The organism is Cedecea sp. Ae19-4, assembly GCF_059801165.1.
Genome location: NZ_JBCHWG010000001.1, coordinates 1,316,687 through 1,337,443, shown reverse-complemented (window position 1 = coordinate 1,337,443; position 20,757 = coordinate 1,316,687). Strand labels below are relative to the sequence as shown.

The 20,757-nt window shown below is 55.8% G+C and carries 15 protein-coding genes and 2 pseudogenes; 7 read left to right on the top strand and 10 right to left on the bottom strand.

The features are described 5' to 3' along the window. Window positions 1-115: 115 nt before the first annotated feature. Entirely contained in the window at window positions 116-658 is a 543-nt protein-coding gene (locus AAIE02_RS06375) for a GNAT family N-acetyltransferase (RefSeq protein ID WP_498532184.1), read from the bottom strand. A gap of 186 nt (window positions 659-844) precedes the next feature. Here AAIE02_RS06375 and AAIE02_RS06370 point away from each other — a divergent pair, with 186 nt between their 5' ends. Both AAIE02_RS06370 and AAIE02_RS06365 read left to right on the top strand, forming a co-directional pair. Next, complete coding sequence (locus AAIE02_RS06370; RefSeq protein WP_498532183.1) at window positions 845-3,142, top strand: FdhF/YdeP family oxidoreductase; 2,298 nt, start codon at window positions 845-847, stop codon at window positions 3,140-3,142. A gap of 67 nt (window positions 3,143-3,209) precedes the next feature. Beyond that, complete coding sequence (locus AAIE02_RS06365; RefSeq protein ID WP_498532182.1) at window positions 3,210-3,866, top strand: O-methyltransferase; 657 nt, start codon at window positions 3,210-3,212, stop codon at window positions 3,864-3,866. Between the two features lie 33 nt (window positions 3,867-3,899). Here the strand turns inward: AAIE02_RS06365 and hrpA are convergent, their stop codons facing one another. Beyond that, window positions 3,900-7,799, bottom strand: coding sequence for an ATP-dependent RNA helicase HrpA (gene hrpA, locus AAIE02_RS06360; protein WP_498532181.1), 3,900 nt, complete (start codon window positions 7,797-7,799; stop codon window positions 3,900-3,902). A gap of 213 nt (window positions 7,800-8,012) precedes the next feature. Between hrpA and azoR the strand changes: the two genes are divergently transcribed. Continuing rightward, window positions 8,013-8,618 carry an FMN-dependent NADH-azoreductase gene (gene azoR, locus AAIE02_RS06355; protein ID WP_008459208.1) on the top strand — a complete coding sequence of 202 codons (606 nt, stop codon included), beginning with the start codon at window positions 8,013-8,015 and terminating at the stop codon, window positions 8,616-8,618. 123 nt (window positions 8,619-8,741) lie between these two features. Here azoR and paaY read toward each other — a convergent pair whose 3' ends face one another. The 8 genes and pseudogenes from paaY to AAIE02_RS06315 form a co-directional block, all read right to left on the bottom strand. Continuing rightward, entirely contained in the window at window positions 8,742-9,338 is a 597-nt protein-coding gene (gene paaY / locus AAIE02_RS06350) for a phenylacetic acid degradation protein PaaY (protein WP_166874186.1), read from the bottom strand. Window positions 9,339-9,352: 14 nt separating this feature from the next. Further along, the gene (gene paaX / locus AAIE02_RS06345; protein WP_008459212.1) at window positions 9,353-10,279 is read right to left on the bottom strand and encodes a phenylacetic acid degradation operon negative regulatory protein PaaX; all 927 of its coding nucleotides are present in this window, start codon (window positions 10,277-10,279) and stop codon (window positions 9,353-9,355) included. Window positions 10,280-10,405: 126 nt separating this feature from the next. Further along, a complete protein-coding gene (locus AAIE02_RS06340) occupies window positions 10,406-11,593 on the bottom strand; it encodes a glycoside hydrolase family 5 protein (protein ID WP_498532180.1) in 1,188 nt (395 codons plus the stop codon). An 89-nt stretch (window positions 11,594-11,682) separates the two neighbouring features. Further along, window positions 11,683-12,501 (bottom strand): DUF2861 family protein, encoded by an 819-nt coding sequence (locus AAIE02_RS06335; protein WP_498532179.1) that lies wholly within the window; start codon window positions 12,499-12,501, stop codon window positions 11,683-11,685. After that, a complete protein-coding gene (locus AAIE02_RS06330) occupies window positions 12,498-13,160 on the bottom strand; it encodes a winged helix-turn-helix domain-containing protein (protein ID WP_166992750.1) in 663 nt (220 codons plus the stop codon). The genes AAIE02_RS06335 and AAIE02_RS06330 overlap by 4 nt, the downstream gene beginning before the upstream one ends. Continuing rightward, complete coding sequence (locus AAIE02_RS06325) at window positions 13,147-14,544, bottom strand: ATP-binding protein (RefSeq protein WP_498532178.1); 1,398 nt, start codon at window positions 14,542-14,544, stop codon at window positions 13,147-13,149. Before AAIE02_RS06325 ends, AAIE02_RS06330 begins: the two co-directional genes overlap by 14 nt. Before the next feature lie 74 nt (window positions 14,545-14,618). Beyond that, a pseudogene (locus tag AAIE02_RS06320) lies at window positions 14,619-15,572 on the bottom strand (sugar kinase). A 10-nt stretch (window positions 15,573-15,582) separates the two neighbouring features. Beyond that, complete coding sequence (locus tag AAIE02_RS06315; RefSeq protein ID WP_498532669.1) at window positions 15,583-16,377, bottom strand: DeoR/GlpR family DNA-binding transcription regulator; 795 nt, start codon at window positions 16,375-16,377, stop codon at window positions 15,583-15,585. A gap of 352 nt (window positions 16,378-16,729) precedes the next feature. On the opposite strand from AAIE02_RS06315, the gene AAIE02_RS06310 reads away from it, so the two are divergent. From AAIE02_RS06310 to AAIE02_RS06295, 4 genes and pseudogenes are all read left to right on the top strand, one after another. Next, window positions 16,730-17,584: a tagatose bisphosphate family class II aldolase gene (locus AAIE02_RS06310; protein WP_498532177.1), complete on the top strand. Its 855-nt coding sequence runs from the start codon at window positions 16,730-16,732 to the stop codon at window positions 17,582-17,584. A gap of 24 nt (window positions 17,585-17,608) precedes the next feature. After that, window positions 17,609-18,524 (top strand): annotated as a pseudogene (pfkB, locus tag AAIE02_RS06305) (1-phosphofructokinase). Between the two features lie 10 nt (window positions 18,525-18,534). Continuing rightward, entirely contained in the window at window positions 18,535-19,959 is a 1,425-nt protein-coding gene (locus AAIE02_RS06300) for a PTS fructose transporter subunit IIC (protein ID WP_498532176.1), read from the top strand. Continuing rightward, window positions 19,946-20,734, top strand: coding sequence for an HPr family phosphocarrier protein (locus AAIE02_RS06295; RefSeq protein WP_336980992.1), 789 nt, complete (start codon window positions 19,946-19,948; stop codon window positions 20,732-20,734). The genes AAIE02_RS06300 and AAIE02_RS06295 overlap by 14 nt, the downstream gene beginning before the upstream one ends. The last annotated feature ends 23 nt before the right edge of the window (window positions 20,735-20,757 follow it).

The following is a 20,757-nucleotide window of genomic DNA, read 5'->3' as shown; positions in this document are numbered from 1 at the left end:
GCGTCAGGCACGACGGGCCATCCTGAGCGGCAGACCCGATGTCGCGCCGCTGACGCCTCCCTCGACGCTGTACGAAGAATTGGCCATCGGCTACCACATCCGCCAGCTCACGCGGCTACAAAAATGGTTTACCGACCGGGGGCTTCCCCTCCCCGAGTAAATACCGCATTGCGCAACGGGGTAAAATCATCAGGCCTTCTTCGCGCTGGTGCGCAAGGCAGCAAGCAAGCGCCGGCGTTAACTCTGCATCATTTATAACGACAAAACCGTGGCGTACATACCAGGGGCCATTCCAGCTCACATCTCTGTAAGTTGTCAGCGTGATTTGGCTTACGCCAAGCGCCTGCCCCATGCGTTTGACCTCAGCCAGCAGCATAGCCCCTACGCCCTGACGCTGAAAATCCGGGTGGGTAGATATCTCCGCCAGATAAAGCGAATCCTCGTGCCGCTCGCAGTAGCAAAAACCCTGGATCCTGCCGTCGCTCCCGACGACCTTCCAGGCGAGCTTATTTTCGATGGCAGAGGCGTGAGTCTGCTTGCTCGTTACCCCAGCGGAGGCTAAAAAAGCCAGTTCGGGCACGGTAAGAAAACGGTGCGCAGCGGCTGTCTCAACGCGCTGCAGCTCTTCAATATCCCTAATATCACTGGCATACAACATCAGTATTCCCTTCATTGATTGGCATTAATGCAAGGCATTTTAACAGCCTGCTGCCGTGAATCCTGGCCGTTTCGTTGATGGCCGATTGACGTTAGCGCTTCCACAAATGTTAATCAGGAGTAAACTAAAGGTAAGCAACTCATCTGTGTTATTGCGCAATCAACCATAACAAGTGACACCTGCCATATGAAATTCAAATCGGCGATTAAGCCTTACCAGGCCGCAGCGGGCGGCTGGGGTTCTCTCGAAGCGACCACCCGCTTCGTCATCGACAGCAAACATGCCCTGAAAAACCTGCGCAACCTGATGCGCATGAACAAAGCCAAAGGCTTTGATTGCCCGGGCTGCGCCTGGGGGGATGATAACAAAAGCACCTTTAGCTTCTGCGAAAATGGCGCCAAAGCCGTCACCTGGGAAGCGACTCGCCGCTTTATCGACAGCGATTTTTTTGCCCAGCACAGCGTCAGCAAACTCTATCAGCAAAGCGACTACTTCCTTGAATATCAGGGCCGCCTGACTGAACCGCTCAGCTACAATCCACAAACCGATCGCTACGAGCCTATCAGTTGGGCCAGCGCGCTGAGCCTGATTGCGCAACATATTCAGGCGATGAATAACCCCAACCAGATTGAACTTTACACCTCCGGCCGCGCCAGCAATGAGGCCTCTTATCTTTACCAACTTTTTGGCCGCATGCTGGGTACAAACAATTTCCCGGATTGCTCAAACATGTGCCATGAAGCCAGCGGCAGCGGGCTAAAACGCAGTATCGGCGTCGGGAAAGGCACTATTCGGCTGGATGATTTCGACAAAGCCGATGCCATTTTTGTGTTTGGTCAGAATCCCGGCACCAACCACCCGCGAATGCTGCACAGCCTGCGCCATGCGGCAGAAAACGGGGCGCAAATAGTCACCTTCAATACGCTGCGCGAGCGCGGCCTGGAACGCTTCGCCGATCCGCAAAAACCGCTGGAAGTGATCACCCCGCTGGCGGGCACCATCAGCACCAACTACTACCAGCCAAATCTGGGCGGCGACATGGCGGCGGTACGCGGCATGGCAAAAGCCCTGCTGGAAACCCATCGTCGCCTCATCACCGAAGGTGAAGACGGCGTGTTTGACCTGGCGTTTATCGATGCCCATACCCACGGCGTTGAAGCCTGGTTTACCGCCATCGATGAAACCAGCTGGGAGAAAATTACCCGGCAGTCCGGCCTGAGCGAACTCCAGCTTCGCGACGCCGCGGCTATCTGGCAGCATTCAAAACGGGTGATTTTCACCTGGGCTATGGGCATCACCCAGCACAAACACTCGCTGAATACCGTGCGGGAAATCGTTAACCTGCAGCTGCTGGGCGGCCATTTAGGCCGTCCGGGTGCGGGCCTTTGCCCCGTGCGCGGCCACAGTAACGTGCAGGGCAACCGCACGATGGGGATCGATGAAAAGCCGCCGGTAAGCCTGCTCGATAACCTGGCCAAACACTTTGATTTTACGCCTCCGCGCGAACATGGCCACAATACCGTTGAAGCCCTGGCTGCGATGCTGCGCGACGAAATCAAAGTGCTGATTGCGCTTGGCGGCAACCTCGCCGCTGCGGCGCCGGACAGCCCGCGCACGGAAGAGGCCATCAGCCGCTGCGGCCTGACCGTGTTCATCAGCACCAAGCTGAACCGCAGCCATCTGGTGCCGGGTAAAGCCTCGCTGATCCTGCCGACGCTTGGCCGTACCGAAGAAGACATGCAGGTTTCTGGCCGCCAGTTTGTCACCGTCGAAGACTCCTTTAGCATGGTTCACGCCTCCGAAGGCATCGGCAAGCCGATTGCGGACACCCAGCGCTCTGAAACCGCGATTGTGGCCAGCATCGCTGATGCCGTTCTGGGCAGAAGCAAACTGGACTGGCTGGCGCTGGCCGACGACTACAACCTGATTCGCGATCACATCGCCGCCACATTACCTGGCTTTAAAGATTTCAATCAGCGCTGCGAAGAGCCAGGGGGATTCTACCTGGGCAACGCGGCGGCAGAACTGCGCTTTAATACGCCAAGCGGCAAGGCTGAGTTCAGCAATGCCCCGCTGCCGGATTCGCTGTGGCAAGGTGTGGAAGCCCCGTTCACGCTGCAAACGCTGCGCTCTCACGACCAGTACAACACCACGATTTACGGCCTCGACGATCGTTATCGCGGCGTGTACGGCCAGCGTGAAATCCTGTTTATTCATCCTGATGATATGGGTGAGCTCGGTCTGAACGATGGCGATAAGGTTGATATAGAAACCATCTGGCATGACGGTATCACCCGTAAAGTTAGCGGCTTTAAGCTGGTGGCCTATGATATCCCGCGTGGTAATCTCGCGGCCTATTACCCGGAAACCAACCCGCTGGTGCCGCTCGGCAGCGTCGGGGACGGGACGGGCACGCCGACGTCAAAATCCGTGCCGGTGAAAATCACCCGCAGCGAAGCGGAGCATACGCAGCGTATTGCCTGATCGGATATCCCATTCCCTCTCCCGCAAAGCGAGAGGGAAAACGTTATCTCTAAACATGGAGTAAGCGATGCAGAAAAAATGGTCCGATGTTGATGAGTACCTCGTTCATTCCCTGACCCCTTCCGATGCTGTTTTCCAGCAAATTCTGGCCAATAATCATGCCGCCGGGCTGCCTGCCCACGATGTGGCCCCGAACCAGGGAAAATTTCTGCAATTGCTGGTGGAGATGACCGGCGCGAGAAAGATTCTGGAAATTGGGACGCTGGGCGCGTACAGCTCCGTCTGGATGGCAAGAGCATTGCCCGCTGACGGGAAGCTAATCACCCTTGAAGCCGACCCTCATCATGCCGAAGTTGCGCAAAGGAACATTCAGCTTGCCGGGCTGGAAAAACAGATTGACCTGCATGTTGGCCCAGCGGCAGAAACGCTGGCCGGTTTAGGCCACGACGCACCGTTCGATGTGATTTTTATTGATGCCGATAAGCCGAACAACCCGGTTTATCTGGAGTGGGCATTGAAATATTCGCGTCCCGGGACGTTAATCATCGGTGATAACGTGGTCCGCGACGGCGAGGTTGCCAACCCCGAAAGCACTGATGACCGTGTCCAGGGTGTACGCACCTTCATTGACCTGATGGGCAACAACCCGCGCCTTTCTGCCACCGCACTCCAAACGGTCGGCAGTAAAGGCTGGGATGGTTTTACGCTGGCAAGAGTGAAATAGCGGCAGGCCCTTTCCTGAGGAAAGGGCCTGGGTTCAAAGTGCGACCTGCTCCATGGCCTGCAAAATACGCTTATCGGAAATCGGGTACGGGGTACCAAGTTGCTGAGCAAAATAACTGACGCGCAGCTCCTCGATCATCCAGCGGACCTCCTGCACCTCTTCGTTTTCGCGGCTGGCCGGCGGCAGCTTGTTCAGCCACTGCTGCCAGGCCTGCTGCACGCTTTCCACCTTGAGCATCTGCGCGCGATCGCGGTGCGGATCGATAGCCATTTTTTCCAGCCGTTTTTCGATTGCCTGCAGATAACGCAGCGTGTCGCCGAGGCGTTTATAGCCGTTGCCGGTGACAAAACCTCGGTAGACCAGGCCGCTCATCTGCGCCTTAACATCCGACAGGCCAAGCGCCATGGTCATGTCCACGCGCCCTTTCAGCCGTTTGTTGATGTTAAACACCGCCGTGAGGATCTGCTCCACCTGCTTAGCAATCTCAACCACCGTGTCGTTCAGCTCGGCGCGCACTTTCTCGTGTAGTGCGGCAAAGCCTTCTTCACTCCAGACCGGCCCGCCGTTTTGCGCAATCAGCTTATCAATACCGCAGGAAATGCAGTCGTCGATAAGCTCAAGCACCTTGCCGTACGGGTTAAAATAAAGACCCAGCTTGGCTTTGTTCGGCAGCTTTTCGTGCAGATATTTCACCGGCGACGGGATATTCAGCAACAGCAGACGGCGCAGCCCGCGCCACATCGCCTGCTGCTGTTCGAGCGGGTTATCAAACAGCTTAATCGCCACGCTCTCTTTTTCATCCACCAGCGCCGGGAAGGCTTTCATCCGGTAATTGCCGCGTTTCTGCTCATAGCTTTCCGGCAGCGAGCCGAAGCTCCAGATGTGCAGCCCGCTCTGCTCGATGCCGTCATCCGCCACGGCGGACAGCGTCTGCTGCACTTTATCCTTCAGGCCGCCTTTCAGCTCGCTGAGGTTTTTGCCCTCTTTGAGCTTCTTGTTGTGCTCGTCCACCACGCGGAAGGTCATTTTTAGGTGATCGGGTACCTGATCCCAGTGCCAGTCTTCCCGGTCTATGGTGACGCCCACCATGCGGCGGAATTCGCGCTCCAGGCTGTCCAGCAGCGGCAGTTCCAGCGGCGTAGCCCGGCCTAAAAACGCCTCCGCATAGTTCGGGGCCGGCACAAAATTGCGGCGCACCGGCTTCGGCAGCGATTTGATCAGGGCAATAATCAGCTCGCGGCGCACGCCTGGGATTTGCCACTCAAAACCAGACTCTTCAACCTGGTTCAGCAGCGGCAGCGGGATATGCACCGTCACGCCGTCGGCGTCAGCGCCTGGTTCAAACTGATAGGTCAGCCGCAGCTTGAGGTTGCCCTGATGCCAGAAGTTCGGATAGTCCAACTTGCTGACCTGCTCCGCGCCTTCCCTGATCAGCATATTTTTTTCAAAGTTCAGCAGATCCGGCGTTTCGCGGCTGGTCTTTTTCCACCAGTTGTCGAAGTGGCGTGCGGAAATTACATCATGGGCGATGCGCTGGTCATAAAACTCAAACAGCGTTTCGTCATCCACCAGGATGTCGCGGCGGCGGGATTTATGCTCCAGATCTTCGATTTCCGCCCGCAGCTTGAGGTTATCGCGGAAGAACGCGTGACGGGTTTGCCAGTCGCCTTCAACCAGCGCATGACGAATAAACAGCTCACGGCACAGCGCCGGATCGATATCGCTGTAATTCACTTTCCGCGCCGCCACAATCGGCAGGCCATACAGAGTCACTTTTTCCTGCGCCATTACCGCGCCCTGGGCTTTCTCCCAGTGCGGTTCGCTGTAGGAGCGCTTAATCAGATGCTGTGCCAGCGGCTCAATCCACTCCGGGTCTATCCGGGCGGCAATGCGCCCCCACAGGCGGCTGGTTTCCACCAGCTCGGCTACCATCGTCCACTTCGGCGGCTTTTTAAATAAGCCCGAGCCAGGGAAGATGGAAAATCTGGCGTTGCGCGCCCCGGTGTATTCCTGCTTTTCCGTGTCCTTTTGCCCGATGTGGGACAACAGCCCCGTCAGCAGCGCCGAGTGCACCGAGCGGAAGTCCCCCGGCTCGCTGTTCACCGGCAGGCCAAGCTCTTTCACCACCTGGCGCAGCTGGGTGTAAATATCCTGCCATTCGCGGACGCGCAGGTAGTTGAGGAAGTCCAGCTTGCACTGGCGGCGGAACTGGTTCGAAGAGAGTGCTTTTTGCTGCTCGCCGAGGTAATTCCACAGATTCACGTAGGCCAGGAAATCAGACTCTTTGTCGTGGAAGCGGCGATGTTTCTCGTCAGATGCCTGCTGTTTATCCATCGGCCGCTCGCGCGGATCCTGAATCGACAGCGCGGAGGTAATGATCATCACCTCACGCACGCAGCCAAATTTCTGCGCTTCCAGCACCATTTTGGCAAGGCGCGGATCGACGGGCAGCTGCGAAAGCTGGCGGCCAGAGGCCGTCAGTTTGTAAACGCTATGGTCTTCATCGCTGGTAATGGCGCCCAGCTCTTCAAGCAGGCGCACGCCGTCCTGAATGTTGCGCTTGTCCGGCGCCTCTACGAACGGAAACGCCTGAATATCCCCCAGGCCCAGCGCCGTCATTTGCAGAATGACCGACGCCAGGTTGGTGCGCAGAATTTCCGGGTCGGTAAATTCCGGGCGCGACAGGAAATCATCTTCGGAATAAAGACGAATACAGATCCCTTCTGATACGCGGCCACAGCGGCCTTTACGCTGGTTGGCCGAAGCCTGAGACACGGGCTCAATCGGCAGGCGCTGAACCTTAGTGCGGTAGCTGTAGCGGCTAATACGTGCCGTACCTGGGTCGATAACGTATTTAATCCCCGGCACCGTCAGCGAGGTTTCCGCGACGTTGGTCGCCAGCACAATGCGCCGCCCGACGTGCGCCTGGAAAACGCGGTTCTGCTCGCTGTTGGACAGACGCGCATAGAGCGGCAGAATTTCCGTATGCGGCAGGTTGAGCTTAGATAGCGCATCAGCGGTGTCGCGAATTTCACGCTCGCCGCTCATAAAGATCAGGATATCGCCCGAACTTTCGTGGCCCAGCTCATCCACCGCGTCGAAAATCGCCTGCAGCTGATCGCGATCGACATCGTCATTGTCTTCCACCATCGGGCGATAGCGCACTTCCACCGGGTAAGTGCGGCCTGACACTTCGATAATTGGCGCGTTATTGAAGTGGCGCGAGAAACGCTCCGGATCGATAGTCGCCGAGGTAATAATGATTTTAAGATCGGGCCGCTTCGGCAGCAGTTCACGCAGGTAACCCAGCAGAAAGTCGATATTCAGGCTGCGTTCGTGCGCTTCATCGATGATGATGGTGTCGTACTGCATCAACAGCCTGTCCTGCTGAATTTCCGCCAGCAGGATCCCGTCCGTCATCAGTTTGACCATCGTGTTGTCGCCGACGTGGTCGGAGAAACGCACTTTATAACCTACGCAGCCGCCGGGTTCGGTTTGTAGCTCTTCCGCAATACGGTTAGCCACGGTACGCGCCGCCAGACGGCGAGGCTGTGTGTGGCCGATCAGCCCTTTAACACCGCGCCCCAGCTCCATACAAATTTTTGGCAGCTGAGTGGTTTTGCCGGAGCCAGTTTCACCCGCCACGATCACCACCTGGTGGTCGCGCACGGCGTTCAGAATGTCCTGTTTCTTCTGGCTGACCGGAAGATTTTCAGGGTAGGTAATCGCCGGGCGCGCGGCTTCACGCAGCTGTACTTTGCCCGCTGCGGCGTCAATTTCTGCGGCCAGCGTGTCGAATAAGGCCTGCTGAGCGTCAGCATTTTTAATTTTCTTCGCGCCGTGCAGGCGGCGAGAAAAGCGTTGTCTGTCGCGGAGCATCAGCCCGTCAAGACGGGCGAACAAAGAGGACAGCGAGGGTTTTGTCATTTCCATTTTATCTATCGTTATTTCGCTACCGGGCACAACCGGATAAGTCACGGCGTCAATTTCCGCTATTTTACCACACCCCGATTTCGAGCGCCTTGTTCAATAAATTCGAATATAGGGTTCGATATATTGCGCTATCTCTGTCATCGGATTGTGAATACAGTAAGTCCTAACGAACGGGCACACTGTCCGACTGACCAAACACTAAGGAATCCCCCCATGAGCAAAGTATTAGTTCTGAAATCCAGCATCCTGGCAGGTTACTCTCAGTCCAACCAACTGTCCGACTATTTTGTTGAACAATGGCGTGAAAAACACAGCGCTGACGAAATCACCGTTCGTGACCTGGCAGCAAACCCAATTCCAGTGCTGGATGGTGAACTGGTCGGTGCTCTGCGCCCTTCCGATGCCGCGCTGACCCCACGTCAGCAGGAAGCTCTGGCGCTGTCTGATGAACTGATTGCCGAACTGAAAGCGCACGACGTGATTGTCTTCAACGCGCCAATGTATAACTTCAACATCCCTACCCAGCTGAAAAACTATTTCGACCTGGTGGCTCGCGCTGGCGTGACCTTCCGCTACACCGAGAAAGGCCCTGAAGGCCTGGTAACCGGTAAACGTGCTCTGGTTGTGACCAGCCGCGGCGGGATCCACAAAGACACCCCAACCGATCTGCTGGTGCCTTACCTGAACGTGTTCCTGGGCTTCATCGGGATCACCGACGTGAATTACGTGTTTGCCGAAGGCTTTGGCTATGGCCCGGAAGTAGCGGCTAAAGCACAGACTGACGCGAAAGCGGCTATCGACAGCATCGTTGCTGCGTAAGATTTGCTCTGGGTGACTGGCCCTCACCCTTGCCCTCTCCCCAAAGGGGAGAGGGGAAAAACACTATTCTCCAGGTCCGCTTTCTCCCTCGCCCCTTTGGGGAGAGGGCCGGGGTGAGGGGAATTAACAGCTATTCTTAGGCTGATGCAAATCCTCAAACACCAGACGCTTCCGCCCCGCCTCAACCTCCCGCAGCGGCTCCACCTGATGCATCGTTTGCTGGCAGCGAATCACTAAATCCTGGTACTCCTTCGTGCCCTGTTTCTTCCAGGCCAGCTCTTCAGGCCGTAATTCACGTATCGCTTTCGCCGGGCTGCCGATAATCATCGTATTCGCCGGAAATTCCGCCTTGCCTTTAACAAAAGCCGCGGCGCCGACAATCGAATTCTCACCAATTTGTGCCCCATCCAGGATCACCGCGTTCATGCCCACCAGCGCATTTTTGCCAATCCGGCAGCCGTGCAGAATGGCGCCGTGCCCGATGTGGCCATCCTGTTCAACAACGGTGTCCTGTTCAGGAAAACCGTGCATCACGCAGTTGTCCTGCACATTCGCTCCGTCTTCGACGATAATCCGCCCAAAATCACCGCGCAGGCTAGCATTGGGGCCAATGTAAACGCGGTGCCCGAGAATAACGTCGCCGATCAGCACCGCCGTCGGGTGAACATAGCTGTCTTCCGGGACGACAGGCGTCAGGCCATCAATCTGATAAATTGACATACGGGCTCCTTATTTTAGGGGTTGAGTCCACCGAATCGCTTCTGGTAACCGCCCACCGGGGCGGGCAAGTCGCCCACCGAGGTTTCGCCCAGCTCGCTGACGTAGGTAAGCGCGCCGGCGGCGACCCGCTGATAGATATTGATGCACAGCTGGCGGGCATTCTGCCCCAGCCAGTGCGGCGGCAGCAGTTCATCCGGCAACAGCGGATCTTTCAGCACGACACGGCGGTAGAAGTGGATCAGCAGCAGCTGAATGTGAAAACAGCGCTGCGGCGTTAGCTCATCGTTTCCCGCCTCACGCAGCAGCGGTAAAAGCGGGCGAAAAGAGTTGATAAATTCAGCGTAACGTTCGTTTTTGTCGGTCAGCAACCAGCACTCTTCCACGCGGGATCTCAGCGCTGCGCGGGACGTTTGCAGCGGGGATTCAGCCTCAAAACAGATGACCTGCTCAGCCACGCCTGCCTCATGGAGCAGGCTTTGGATATCCGCGAGGTTTTGCGAGGGCGAAGCCATCAGGTTCGGCGCGAGCGCCCCAAAACCCTGCCAGATGAGCTGTTTTTTCACCTGTTGCAGCGTGGTTTTTTCCAACCCTTCGGAAAGCAGCAGCAGCCACTTTCCATCCCAGGCCGGCTGTCCGGCGCGATAAATTTTCGACTCAGCGCGGCGGGTCATTCTTTGGCCCATATCGGTCAGGCGATAAAAACTGCGGCGCCCCACTCGCTCCACGTCCAGCCAGCCCTCTTTATTGAGGCGAAAAAGCGACGTGCGCACAAAACGCTCACCGAATCCCAAAGGCTCCAGCATCGCCGCGAGGCTACCCAGCCAGATTTCGCCGCCTCGATGAGCCAGCGCATCGCCGTACAAAGAGACAATCAGCGACGTGCCGCTGATGGGCACGGCGCTGACGGCCTGCTGAATAAAAGTGTCGAGTTTGCTGCTCATCCTGCCTCATTGCCGCTATGGGAATTTCAGAGAAAAAACATAGCATAATAAAGCGGACGGCCCACATTGAATTAGGTGTTATGATTCAAAAAATCTCAAATCACTCATCTTAACGTAACGCATAACTTAACGCGTCGACGGCCCCAGTCGGCGGCTAATCGGCTCAAACTCAGGCGTGGCATGGCGCGGTAAAGTGTCCGGCTTATGTTCATCCATCGCCTGCCAGTACGACCAGGGCACTTTCCTTTTTCCCAGCTCATAATCCATGCCGTCCCAGGCATCTTCGCGAAAGCTGTAGAATGCCCAGTGCGCCTGTGTTTTATCCAGCGCGCTGAGGACATCCTCGAGATACTGGCGACACCCGGCCAACTGGCGCATACAGCCAAACTCCCCCGCCACCATACGATTCTGCGCCACCCCTCGCTGCTTAGCCCACCAGAATGGCTGCTGCAGATACCCGGCCACGCGCTCTCCGTTCCATTTTTCCTGCTTACCGCCAAAAGGGACAACGCCGGGATAGACATACGGCTTCAGGCGTTTGAGGTTTGGCGCGCTGGTCGCGTCGTAGGGTTCGTACATATGAAAACTGTAAAGCACGCGATCGTCACTCAGGGCGGAAGGCCAGTAGCTAAAGCTGTCGGCGGCGGCGTACCAGCCGCTATCCACCATGATGGGCGTCGTCTTATCCACTTCGCGAATCGCGTTGATCACGGTTTGATAGAACTCTGGCAAGTCTCTGGCCGTGCCCTGGTGCGCTTTGTACCAGGCCTTCATTTCCTCCAGCGAGGCGTGTTCGGGGAGACCAGCCCGCTTCTCCGGCGCAGGCTCATTGATCAGGTTGTAGGCGGCAATCGCCGGGTTATCTTTTAGCTGTCCGGCAAGGTCACGCCAGAACTGCGCGCTTTGCTGCCAGTAACGTTTATCCTGCCACAGCCGGTCGTCAAAGCGGCCATCATTGTTTTGCGCCCAGCGCATACCGGGCAGCGACAGCGGCGTAATAACCACTTTAAGTCCGGCGGCGTGAGCACGCGCCAGCGTCTCTTTGAGGATGCGGAGATCCTGCGTCATCAGCCTCCGATAGTTGTCGGCATTACCCAGCAAAAAATCACGTTGTTCCGGTCGCCATTTGTCCCACGAAAGCCTTACCCAACTGGCACCGTAGCCTTTGAGAGCGGTGAAATAGGCTTGATCGGGCGGCAGACGGTTAAAGCTGTTGCCTCCGTGCTGCGGCGAATTCCAGAAGGCGATGCTGTCCATGGCAAAGGCGGAACCAGAGAGCAGCGCCAGTCCTGCCCAAAGTGCTTTGAGTTTCATGACAAATACCTCAGTAACGAAAGAGGCTGCAGTATTGCCGGTTAGCGGGCGTCGATTGTCAGAGGAATGTCAGGATAGCGGTATAGGCCTTAGTTTTTCATCGTTGCCAGCGGACCGGCGAGGCGGTGTTCGGTTCTTACCGCCACGCTGCCCCGATTTTCCGCACTGACCACGGCCACCGTGGCCCATACGCTTTCGGCAGGCTTCGCAGGCCAGGGTATCAGCGTCAGCTGGTCGCTTTTTGCCCACCAAATCTGGCTATAGTCGCTGCGATTAAGCAGCGTTTGCTCAAGCCAGGGTTTGGGGCAAGCAGGAGACACCTGCGGCGAAGTGAGCGTAATGGCGCGATCGTGAAGCTGGATCTGCGTTAACCCGTCAAGGCCTTGTAACGCCAGAGGCTGCTGCCATTGCTGCCCGCCGCTCGATACGGTCAGCAGATAAACCCCTTCGCTCAGCGGCTGAGTAAACTCTTCGCTTTCGACCCGAAACTCACCTGCCGCTTCATACTGCACCGGCATTGCGGCGAGCGCTTTTTTGCCATCGGGCAGCATCAGGGCAACGTTAATATCCTGGCGGGGGCTCTTTCCACTTAAAGTTATGCGATAAATTCGGTTAAGCGGCATATCACGCTGCATCAACGTGAGCGTTAAGTCGTCCAGCCACTCAGGAACCGCCGGAGTAAGATCTTTGCCGCATTGCCGACTGACCACGGCATTAAGCGCCTCTTTCCAGGCCAGCCGCTGTGCCGCGCTATTCAGCCGCGGCCAGACATCAATCAGCTGACTGTTAGCAAGGTCGCCTCGCTGGTTAAACAGCTGATGATATACGGGCTCCAGCGGCGTTTGGGGCAACGTTGCACCGACGCTGAACGAGAAGACGATCAGCAGAGCTGACAGGAGAAGTTTCATTCCGCTAGCTCCAGCCGATAGCCAATCCCGCGCACGCTCGCAATCGGCAGGCCCGGCAGTTTTTGCCGTAACTGTAAAACATGCGTATCCACCGTTCTGGTTGACGGAAAGCTTTGATAGCCCCAAACCTGATTGAGCAATTCATCCCGGGTAAACACGCGTCCCGCCATCTGCATCAGCATCGCCAGCAGCGCAAACTCGGTTGCCGTCAGCGCGGCCTCTTTACCCTGCCAGGTAGCAATTTGCCGCGCCGGAAGTAAGCTGAGTTCACCGCAGACCAGCAACCCGTCGCCTAAAGGGCGAAGCTGAGCCCGGATGCGGGCCAGCAGTTCAACGTGGGCAAACGGCTTGCTCAGGTAGTCACGCGCGCCCGCCTCCAGCCCCGCCACCCGCTCTTCAATGCTCACTTTTGCCGTCAGCACGATCACCGGCAGGGCTTTTTTTGCCAGCCACTGAGGCAAAAACCGAAGACTGTCGCCTTCGGGAAGCTGGCGGTCGAGAATCGCCAAATCCGCCTGATACCAATGGTCGAGAACATGTTCACTGCTGCGCAGCCAGCGGCAGCTGAACCCCTCCTGCTGCAAAAATGTCGCCAGCCCTTCGCCCAGCGCGATATCATCCTCAATTAACAATAAAGTATGCGCTTTAGTCGGGTTCATACGGCAACTCCAGGGTAAACGTGGTTGGCGCGGGGCTGAACGTCAACTTTCCGTTGAGGCGACGAGCAACCCGCTGAACAATGGTCAATCCAAGACCCAGACTGCTGCTTGACCAGCGTAAACGGCGGCTGTTCAGCAGCGGGTTTTGAGTGATGTTTCCGCTATCGCTAACCTGAAAAATAAGGTGAGTTCTACTTTTATGCACCGTCAGGTGCACGGGAGGCTTTCCGTGACGGAACGCATTATCCAGTAAATTCGTCAGACACAGGCTGCCCCAGTAGAGCGACACGCCCACGATCATGTTTTCTTCCAGGCAGTACGTCAGCCCGTCCCGATCCGCACAAAGGTGATCGAGCCAGTCGCTGAGCCGGACCTGAGTGGGTGTTTCCAGCGCCTCCCGCTGATGCTCCGCTATCAGGTAGTGTTTACTGGTATCGGCCATCTGCCGCATCCGTTGCAGCGTGTCGGCCAGAGCCACAAAATTAAGCTGGGCACCTTCCGGCAACTGGTCGAAGTCACGGCGAAAATGTTCGACCACGTTGCTCAGTTGGGCAATGGGCGTACGCAGCTCATGGGTCAGCATTTGCGTAATAAAGCGCTGACGCTCACGCAGTTGCCTTCGCTGCCAGGCCATCCATATCAACCCCGACGCGGTAAACAGCGCCAGCAGGCCAAAAAGCCAGCGCCAGACATCGCGATAACCTTCCCGAGCATTGACGCACAGCGCCCCTGCCCGCATATCGCAGCGCTCCCCGGCATTAACCAGTTCGATATCGGACTGTCGGGCTAGAGGCTGCCAGACCTTTGCCTCATAACGCTGCCATTGCTGCTGGCTGAATCGCCAGAGTTGGCCGTTTTGCAGCAGCCAGCGCTGGCCCCCAAGCAATGCCTCAAGATTGTCATCGGACAGCCTGCCAATGCCCGCCAGGTCGTCAGGTCTTTCCCGCACATGCAGCGAGTTTCTTAGCACCTCTGCCGCGCCCGGATGACGCAAGATGTACTGCCAGGCACTGCTTCCCCCAAGCGGATAGAGCGGATTCGCGGCGAACCAAGATGCAGGCGGAATGTCCGGCTGGCATAAGGCGGCAAGAAATGATTTCACCGAGGGTGATAGCTCGTCCCCGCTGGCACAGCGCTTGTCCAGGTGGTAAAACGTCGTGAGGTCCGGCAGCGACCAGGCCTGAAACTGAGGATACATGGATTCGGGCTTGAGCAACGTAGCATCAAGCTGCTGAAGGGTTTGCAGCGAGACTTGCGCCGCCGGGGTTGACCGGCTTAACGCCGCGCTAAAGCGGGCCAGATCCTCGTCAAGTTCCGCCGCACGAGTCGAACCTGCATGCAGCCAAAGGGCAGCACACAGCCAGAGTATCGCGTAACGAAACAACGGGACAAATCTCCGGGTCACGAGAAAGGCCTTAATTTATGAGGAAGTGGAAAGCTGCCTGGCTGGCAGCATGTTTATCTCGCCGATTGTGCCGCAAGAAAGGCTTCAATTTGCGAGCGGGTGGAGGTGCCCTCCATCGGACCACGCTGCGAAATTGCCAGCGAGCCGCTGGCATTGGCCCAGGTCAACGCTTCCTGTGGCTGAATGCCGGACAAAAACAGGCTGACAAACGTGGCACCAAAGCAGTCACCTGCCCCGGTAGGGTCAACCACCGACACGTTAAAGCCGGGTATATGCCAGGTCTGCCGATCGCTGAAGTAGCTCGCCCCTCGCGGCCCTCGTTTGATTACCACGTGTTTCACTCCGCGCTTGAGCAGATTGTCCACCAGCCGTTGCTCATCCTCCCCCTGATGCCGCCCGAAGTAATCTAACTCCCCGTCGCTTGGCAGGAAAATATCGGTGTAATCAAGGATATATTCAAACGCCTGTGACATTTCCGGGATGTTAAGCATCTCTTTCCGGATGTTAGGATCGAAGGAGACGGTGCCGCCGCGTGACTTCACGTTTTCAATCGCCTTTCACATGGCATCGATAATGCGAAACGAAAACAGCGACGAGCCCATAATATGAAAATGATTGCACTGGTTAAGCAAGGTGTCGTCGATATGGTCGGCAGTAAGCGAGCCGCAGGCGCTGTTCGGCAGATTAAAAATAAAATCACGCTGCGACTGGGTGCGGTAACTGACAAAGGCGCTGCCGGTGGTGGCTTTTGGCAGGACGGTAATGCCGTTCACGTCGACCCCATCTTTTTCCAGCCGGGCAATATTCATCTCCCCGAAGGCATCGCTGCCGACGCAGCTGAACAGCACCGAACCGAATCCTAATTTAGCCACCTGATCGGCAAAAATGGCTGGCGCACCGCTGGGATAAGGCCCCCAGAATTCGCCCGGCTGCGAAAAGCCCTGACTTTCTTTCTTGGCCAAAAACTCCACCAACAGCTCGCCGATGGTACATATCGTCACGTTCATCACCGCTCCTTCATTTTGCTTTTTGCAGCGCTGGGTTGAGCCACGTCAGGCACTCATTGTTGGTGTAGCTATTGCTCAGCCCCACAGCGAGAAAGCGGGAATGGTATTCCGCTGCCACAACCTGGGGCGTAATGAGGCCGCTTGCCTGCGCGAGCTGGCCAACGGCATAGCGTTTTTCGCCGTAAACGGGCCGGTTGGCGACGATGGCAATCAGGTGTTTGCTCTGCCTAACGGCCTCACCCAACAGACGTGCGCCTGGTGCATCTCTGACGCTCAGCGTGCCATCTTCTGCAATATGGTCGACGGCAATCAACGTGCGGCTCGGGCGGTAATGGCGAAGCGCATTTAATGCCACCTCACCCTCGACCCTGTTTCCATCCCCGCTCAATACGCCGCCAAGCAGGATCTTTTCACCGGGAAGAAACTCTTGCGCAAAACAGACGTGCGCCAGGTCATTCATCAACAGTCGCAGATCGTCATAGCCCGTAAGGAAAGGAATCACTTTACGTAAAATAGAGCCAGGGCCTAAAAATACGGTTTCATCCTCGCTGATTAAGGCCGCAGCCTGGCGCGCCATTTCGGCTTCCAGCTCTTTATCCATAACGGCGGCAGGTTCCCGGGGCTGAGCCACCGGTGCCCCCTGCCGGGCGGTATAAATTGCGCCACCAAACGAGCGCTTCAGGTAGCCTTGTTGCTCCAGATAATTGAGATCGTTTCGAATGGTGACGCCAGACACAGCAAGCATCTCCGCCAAATCATCTACTTTAATTTCGCCGTTTTTACGGACGATCTCTGCAATATCCAGGCGTCTTTTCAGCAGGCTGGTTGACGGTTTTGCCACAGTAGAGTGCCTTTTAAGTCATTCGAGTAATAACTTTCATTTTTAAATTTATCTTTTCTCTTGTCAAACTCCTGTCTGTCACCCAACAAATAAAAACAAACAAATAGCCTTTATTTCAATGCATTAACAGAAAACACCTCTCAACAATATGTTTAAAAATGAATATTATCAATGCCGAATAACTTTCATTTAGTAAATAAAATCGCCGTTGTGTGGCTTCGATCACAGCGACACAGGCATAGGATCGCTAAATTACTTTCAAAACGTAAGTTATTACTCAAATAACGATTTCATTTTTAAACAAAAAGGAGCAAATATGTATATTATTTCCAGCAAAAACATGTTGTTAAAAGCTCAGCGTCTGGGGTACGCCGTACCGGCATTTAACATTCACAATCTGGAAACGATGCAGGTGGTGGTGGAAACGGCTGCTGAAATGCGTTCCCCGCTGATCCTTGCCGGGACGCCGGGCACTTATAGCTACGCCGGGACCGGCAACGTTGTCGCCATCGCCAGCGATCTGGCCAGACTTTGGGATCAGCCACTCGCGCTGCACCTTGATCACCACGAAGACCTCGTGGACATCACCCGTAAAGTGCAGGCCGGGATCCGCTCAGTAATGATTGACGGGTCGCATCATGCTTTTGAAGAGAATGTTGCGCTGGTGAAAAACGTTGTAGAGCTGAGTCACCGCTACGATGCCAGCGTAGAAGCGGAGCTTGGGCGGCTGGGCGGCGTAGAGGACAATCTGGTCGTTGACGCTAAAGATGCGCTGTATACCAACCCGGAGCAGGCTCGTGAGTTTGTCTCCCGAACCGGGATTGATTCCCTGGCAGTAGCTATCGGGACGGCTCACGGACTGTATGCCGCCGAACCAAAGCTCGATTTCGATCGTCTGGCGGCGATCCGTGAATGCGTGGATGTTCCCCTGGTATTACACGGTGCTTCTGGTCTGCCAGAGGGCGATATTCGTCGGGCTATTTCGCTCGGTGTCTGTAAGGTCAACGTCGCTACCGAACTGAAAATCGCGTTTTCAGACGCGCTAAAGCAGTACTTCATCGAGCAGCCTGGGGCTAACGATCCCCGGCATTACATGCAGCCTGCCAAACAGGCGATGAAAGAAGTCGTCCGTAAAGTCATTCATGTCTGTGGTTGTGAAGGACAGCGCTAACCCACGGACGCAAGGAGCAATGTCGTGATCCATACCCTGACTTTAAACACCGCGATTGATATGAATATTTTTTGCGGCTCTCTGCAGCCTTCTAGCGTGAACCGCACCCAGCGCACGGAATATTGGCCCTAACGGCAAAGGCGTTAACGTTTCTTTGGTCCTGAAGCACTTTCAGCAGCCGACCCACGTCATGGGCATATTCGGCGGATTTACCGGGCGCTATATTGTGGAGGAACTTAAAAAACAAAAAATTAACGTTACCCCATCCTGGGTGCAGGCCCCTACGCGAATTAATGTGTTTATAAATGACGGCAACAATGAATATAAGTTGGTCAATGCCGGGGCGCATATTGATGATGAATGTAAACAACAGATTATTCAGCATCTGGACTGCATCCGCCCCGGCGATTATTTAGTGATTAGCGGCAGTTTGCCGCCGGGTATTGAAAGCCAGTTTTATGTGGAGGTTATGTCACTCTGCGAACAGCACGGGGGAAAAGTCATTCTGGACATCAGCCACCCTGCGCTGCGGCAGTTACTTGAGCTTAATCCCCTGCTGATCAAACCCAATGACGATGAATTAAAAGAAATATTCAATCTTCAGGTGGAAAGCATCCAACAGGTGCGCGAGGCGATGCAGACCTTACATCAGTTGGGCGCACGTAATGTGTTATTAACCCTCGGCGCAAAAGGGCTCTATTTTTCCGACGGTTGTCAGCTGTGGTTCGCCTCCGCGCCCGAAATAGAGCTGGTCAGTTCAGCCTGTGCTGGGGACGCCGCGCTAGCGGCATTTCTCAGCCATTGGCTGAATGGTGAAGACATTCCCGAGGCACTAGCCCTCGCCAGCGCCACAGGTGCGGACGTCGCCGCGTCTGCCGGCCTCGGGAAACTCAATCGTCTGGAAGCATTATTACAACAGGTTCAAATCGTCCAATTATAAAGGTCTGATTATGAAAAAAATCATTGCCGTTACCGGCTGCCCTACGGGTATTGCCCACACGTTTATGGCTGAAGAAGCCTTGAAGACCGCAGCAAAAAAATTAAATGTCGAAATAAAAATAGAAACTAATGGCGCATCCGGCGTTGAAAATGAAATAACGCCGGAAGACTTAAAAAATATTTACGGCATCATCATTGCCGCAGATAAAGATGTCAACGCCGAACGTTTTAATGGTTTGCCAGTGATTGAAGTCCCGGTTAAAGAAGCGATTCACCACCCGGTAGACCTTATTGATAAAGTCATCAGCGGGCAACTTTCCCGCCGCCAGGGGATATCTTCTGCTTCTGTAACAGCAGAAAAATATGAACAAGAATCCTTCGGCAGGCAAATTTATAAACACCTGATGAGCGGCGTCTCCAACATGCTGCCTTTCGTGGTAGCAGGCGGTATTTTAATTGCCATTTCTTTTCTGTGGGGCATTTATTCCGCCGACCCCAATTCACCTCAGTACAACGCGATTGCCGCAACTTTAATGCAGGTCGGCCAGCAGGCATTTTCCATTATGGTGCCCGTTTTTACGGCCTATATTGCCTGGTCGATTTCCGGCCGCGCCGGGATGGTTGCCGGGTTCGTTGGCGGCCTGCTGGCTAACGCCACCGGGGCGGGCTTTCTCGGCGGGATCATTGCCGGGTTCGCCGCCGGTTACTTCATGCTACTTGTCCGACGCCTGCTCGACGGGCTGCCGCGTCAGTATGAAGGCTTAAAATCGATCTTCATTATGCCGCTGATTGGCGTGCTGGTGATTGGCGTACTTATGGTGCTGCTCGGCAAGCCCGTCGCGGCCATCAACAGCGGCATGATGGACTGGCTGAGTTCGCTACAACAAGCCAACCCGATCTTGCTGGGTATTGTTGTAGGGGCGATGTGTTCCTTCGATTTTGGCGGCCCGGTCAACAAAGCGGCGTACGTCACGGGAACCTTACTGCTCGGCCAGGGGAACTTCTTCTTTATGGCCGGCGTGTCCGCCGCCTGTATTACGCCTCCGCTGGTCATCGCTCTGGCAACCACTTTCTTCCCCAAAGGTTTTAGCGAAGAGGAGCGCGCGGCCGGGATGGTGAACTATATTCTCGGCTGCACGCATATCACCGAAGGTGCTATCCCCTTTGCAGCGAAAGATCCGCTGCGCGTGATCCCGATGATGATGATCGCCTCTTCCATCTCGGCCGTACTCAGCTACAGCATGCATATAGAAGTCCCGGCACCGCACGGCGGGTTCCTGATCCTGCCGCTGGTCAGCAAACCATTAATCTGGGTGCTCTGCATCCTGGCCGGCTCCGCCTGCGGTGCGGTGATGCTAGGTACGTGGCGACTCTGGAATAACCGCAAACAGCCTACAGCCGGGCTGCAGACAGGAGGTCAGAATGCAACTTTGTGAACAGGATATTTTCATCAGCCATGAGCAGGTCGATAAAGTCACTGCGCTCGAGCAAGTCAGCGACAGGCTGGTATCAGCGGGCAATACCACGCCGGAATATCTTCAAGGCATGTTGGCCAGAGAAGCGCAGATTTCCACTTACCTGGGCCACGGCATTGCCATTCCCCACGGCACACCGGATACCCGTCATGCGGTGCTGAGCACTGGCGTAAAAGTGATTGTATTCCCGCAGGGCGTGGACTGGGGAGAAGATAATGTGGCGTATATGGTGGCCGGGATTGCCGCAAGGTCGAACGAACATCTCGATATTTTGCGTCAGCTCACCCGGGCGTTGAGCGATGAAGGCGTGCCGCACGCGCTGGCGAAGGCCACAACGCCGGCTGAGGTTTTAGCGATTCTGACCGGTAATAACGCCGAAAGTGAGCCACAAACATCCCACACGGAAGGAGAACAGGCCACGTTTGTTGTCCGTAATCCTCACGGGCTACATGCCAGACCGAGCGCCGTGCTGGTGAAACTGATTAAACAGTTTCAGAGCCGTGTCACCGTTGAGAATATGGATAGTCCGGCGGGGCCCGTTGACGGCAAGAATCTGATGAAGATGGTTTCGTTGGGGGTAAAAACGGGCCACCGTATACGGTTCACGGCGAATGGCACCGATGCCCGCACGGCGCTTGCAGCCATTGGGCAAAGTATTGAACAGGGGCTGGGAGAGATGCCTGTCGCCCCGCCAGAACAACCGAAGCGCGGCTGGTTATCCCGCTTGTTTGGTTAACTTCATTTGCCGGATGTCATTGT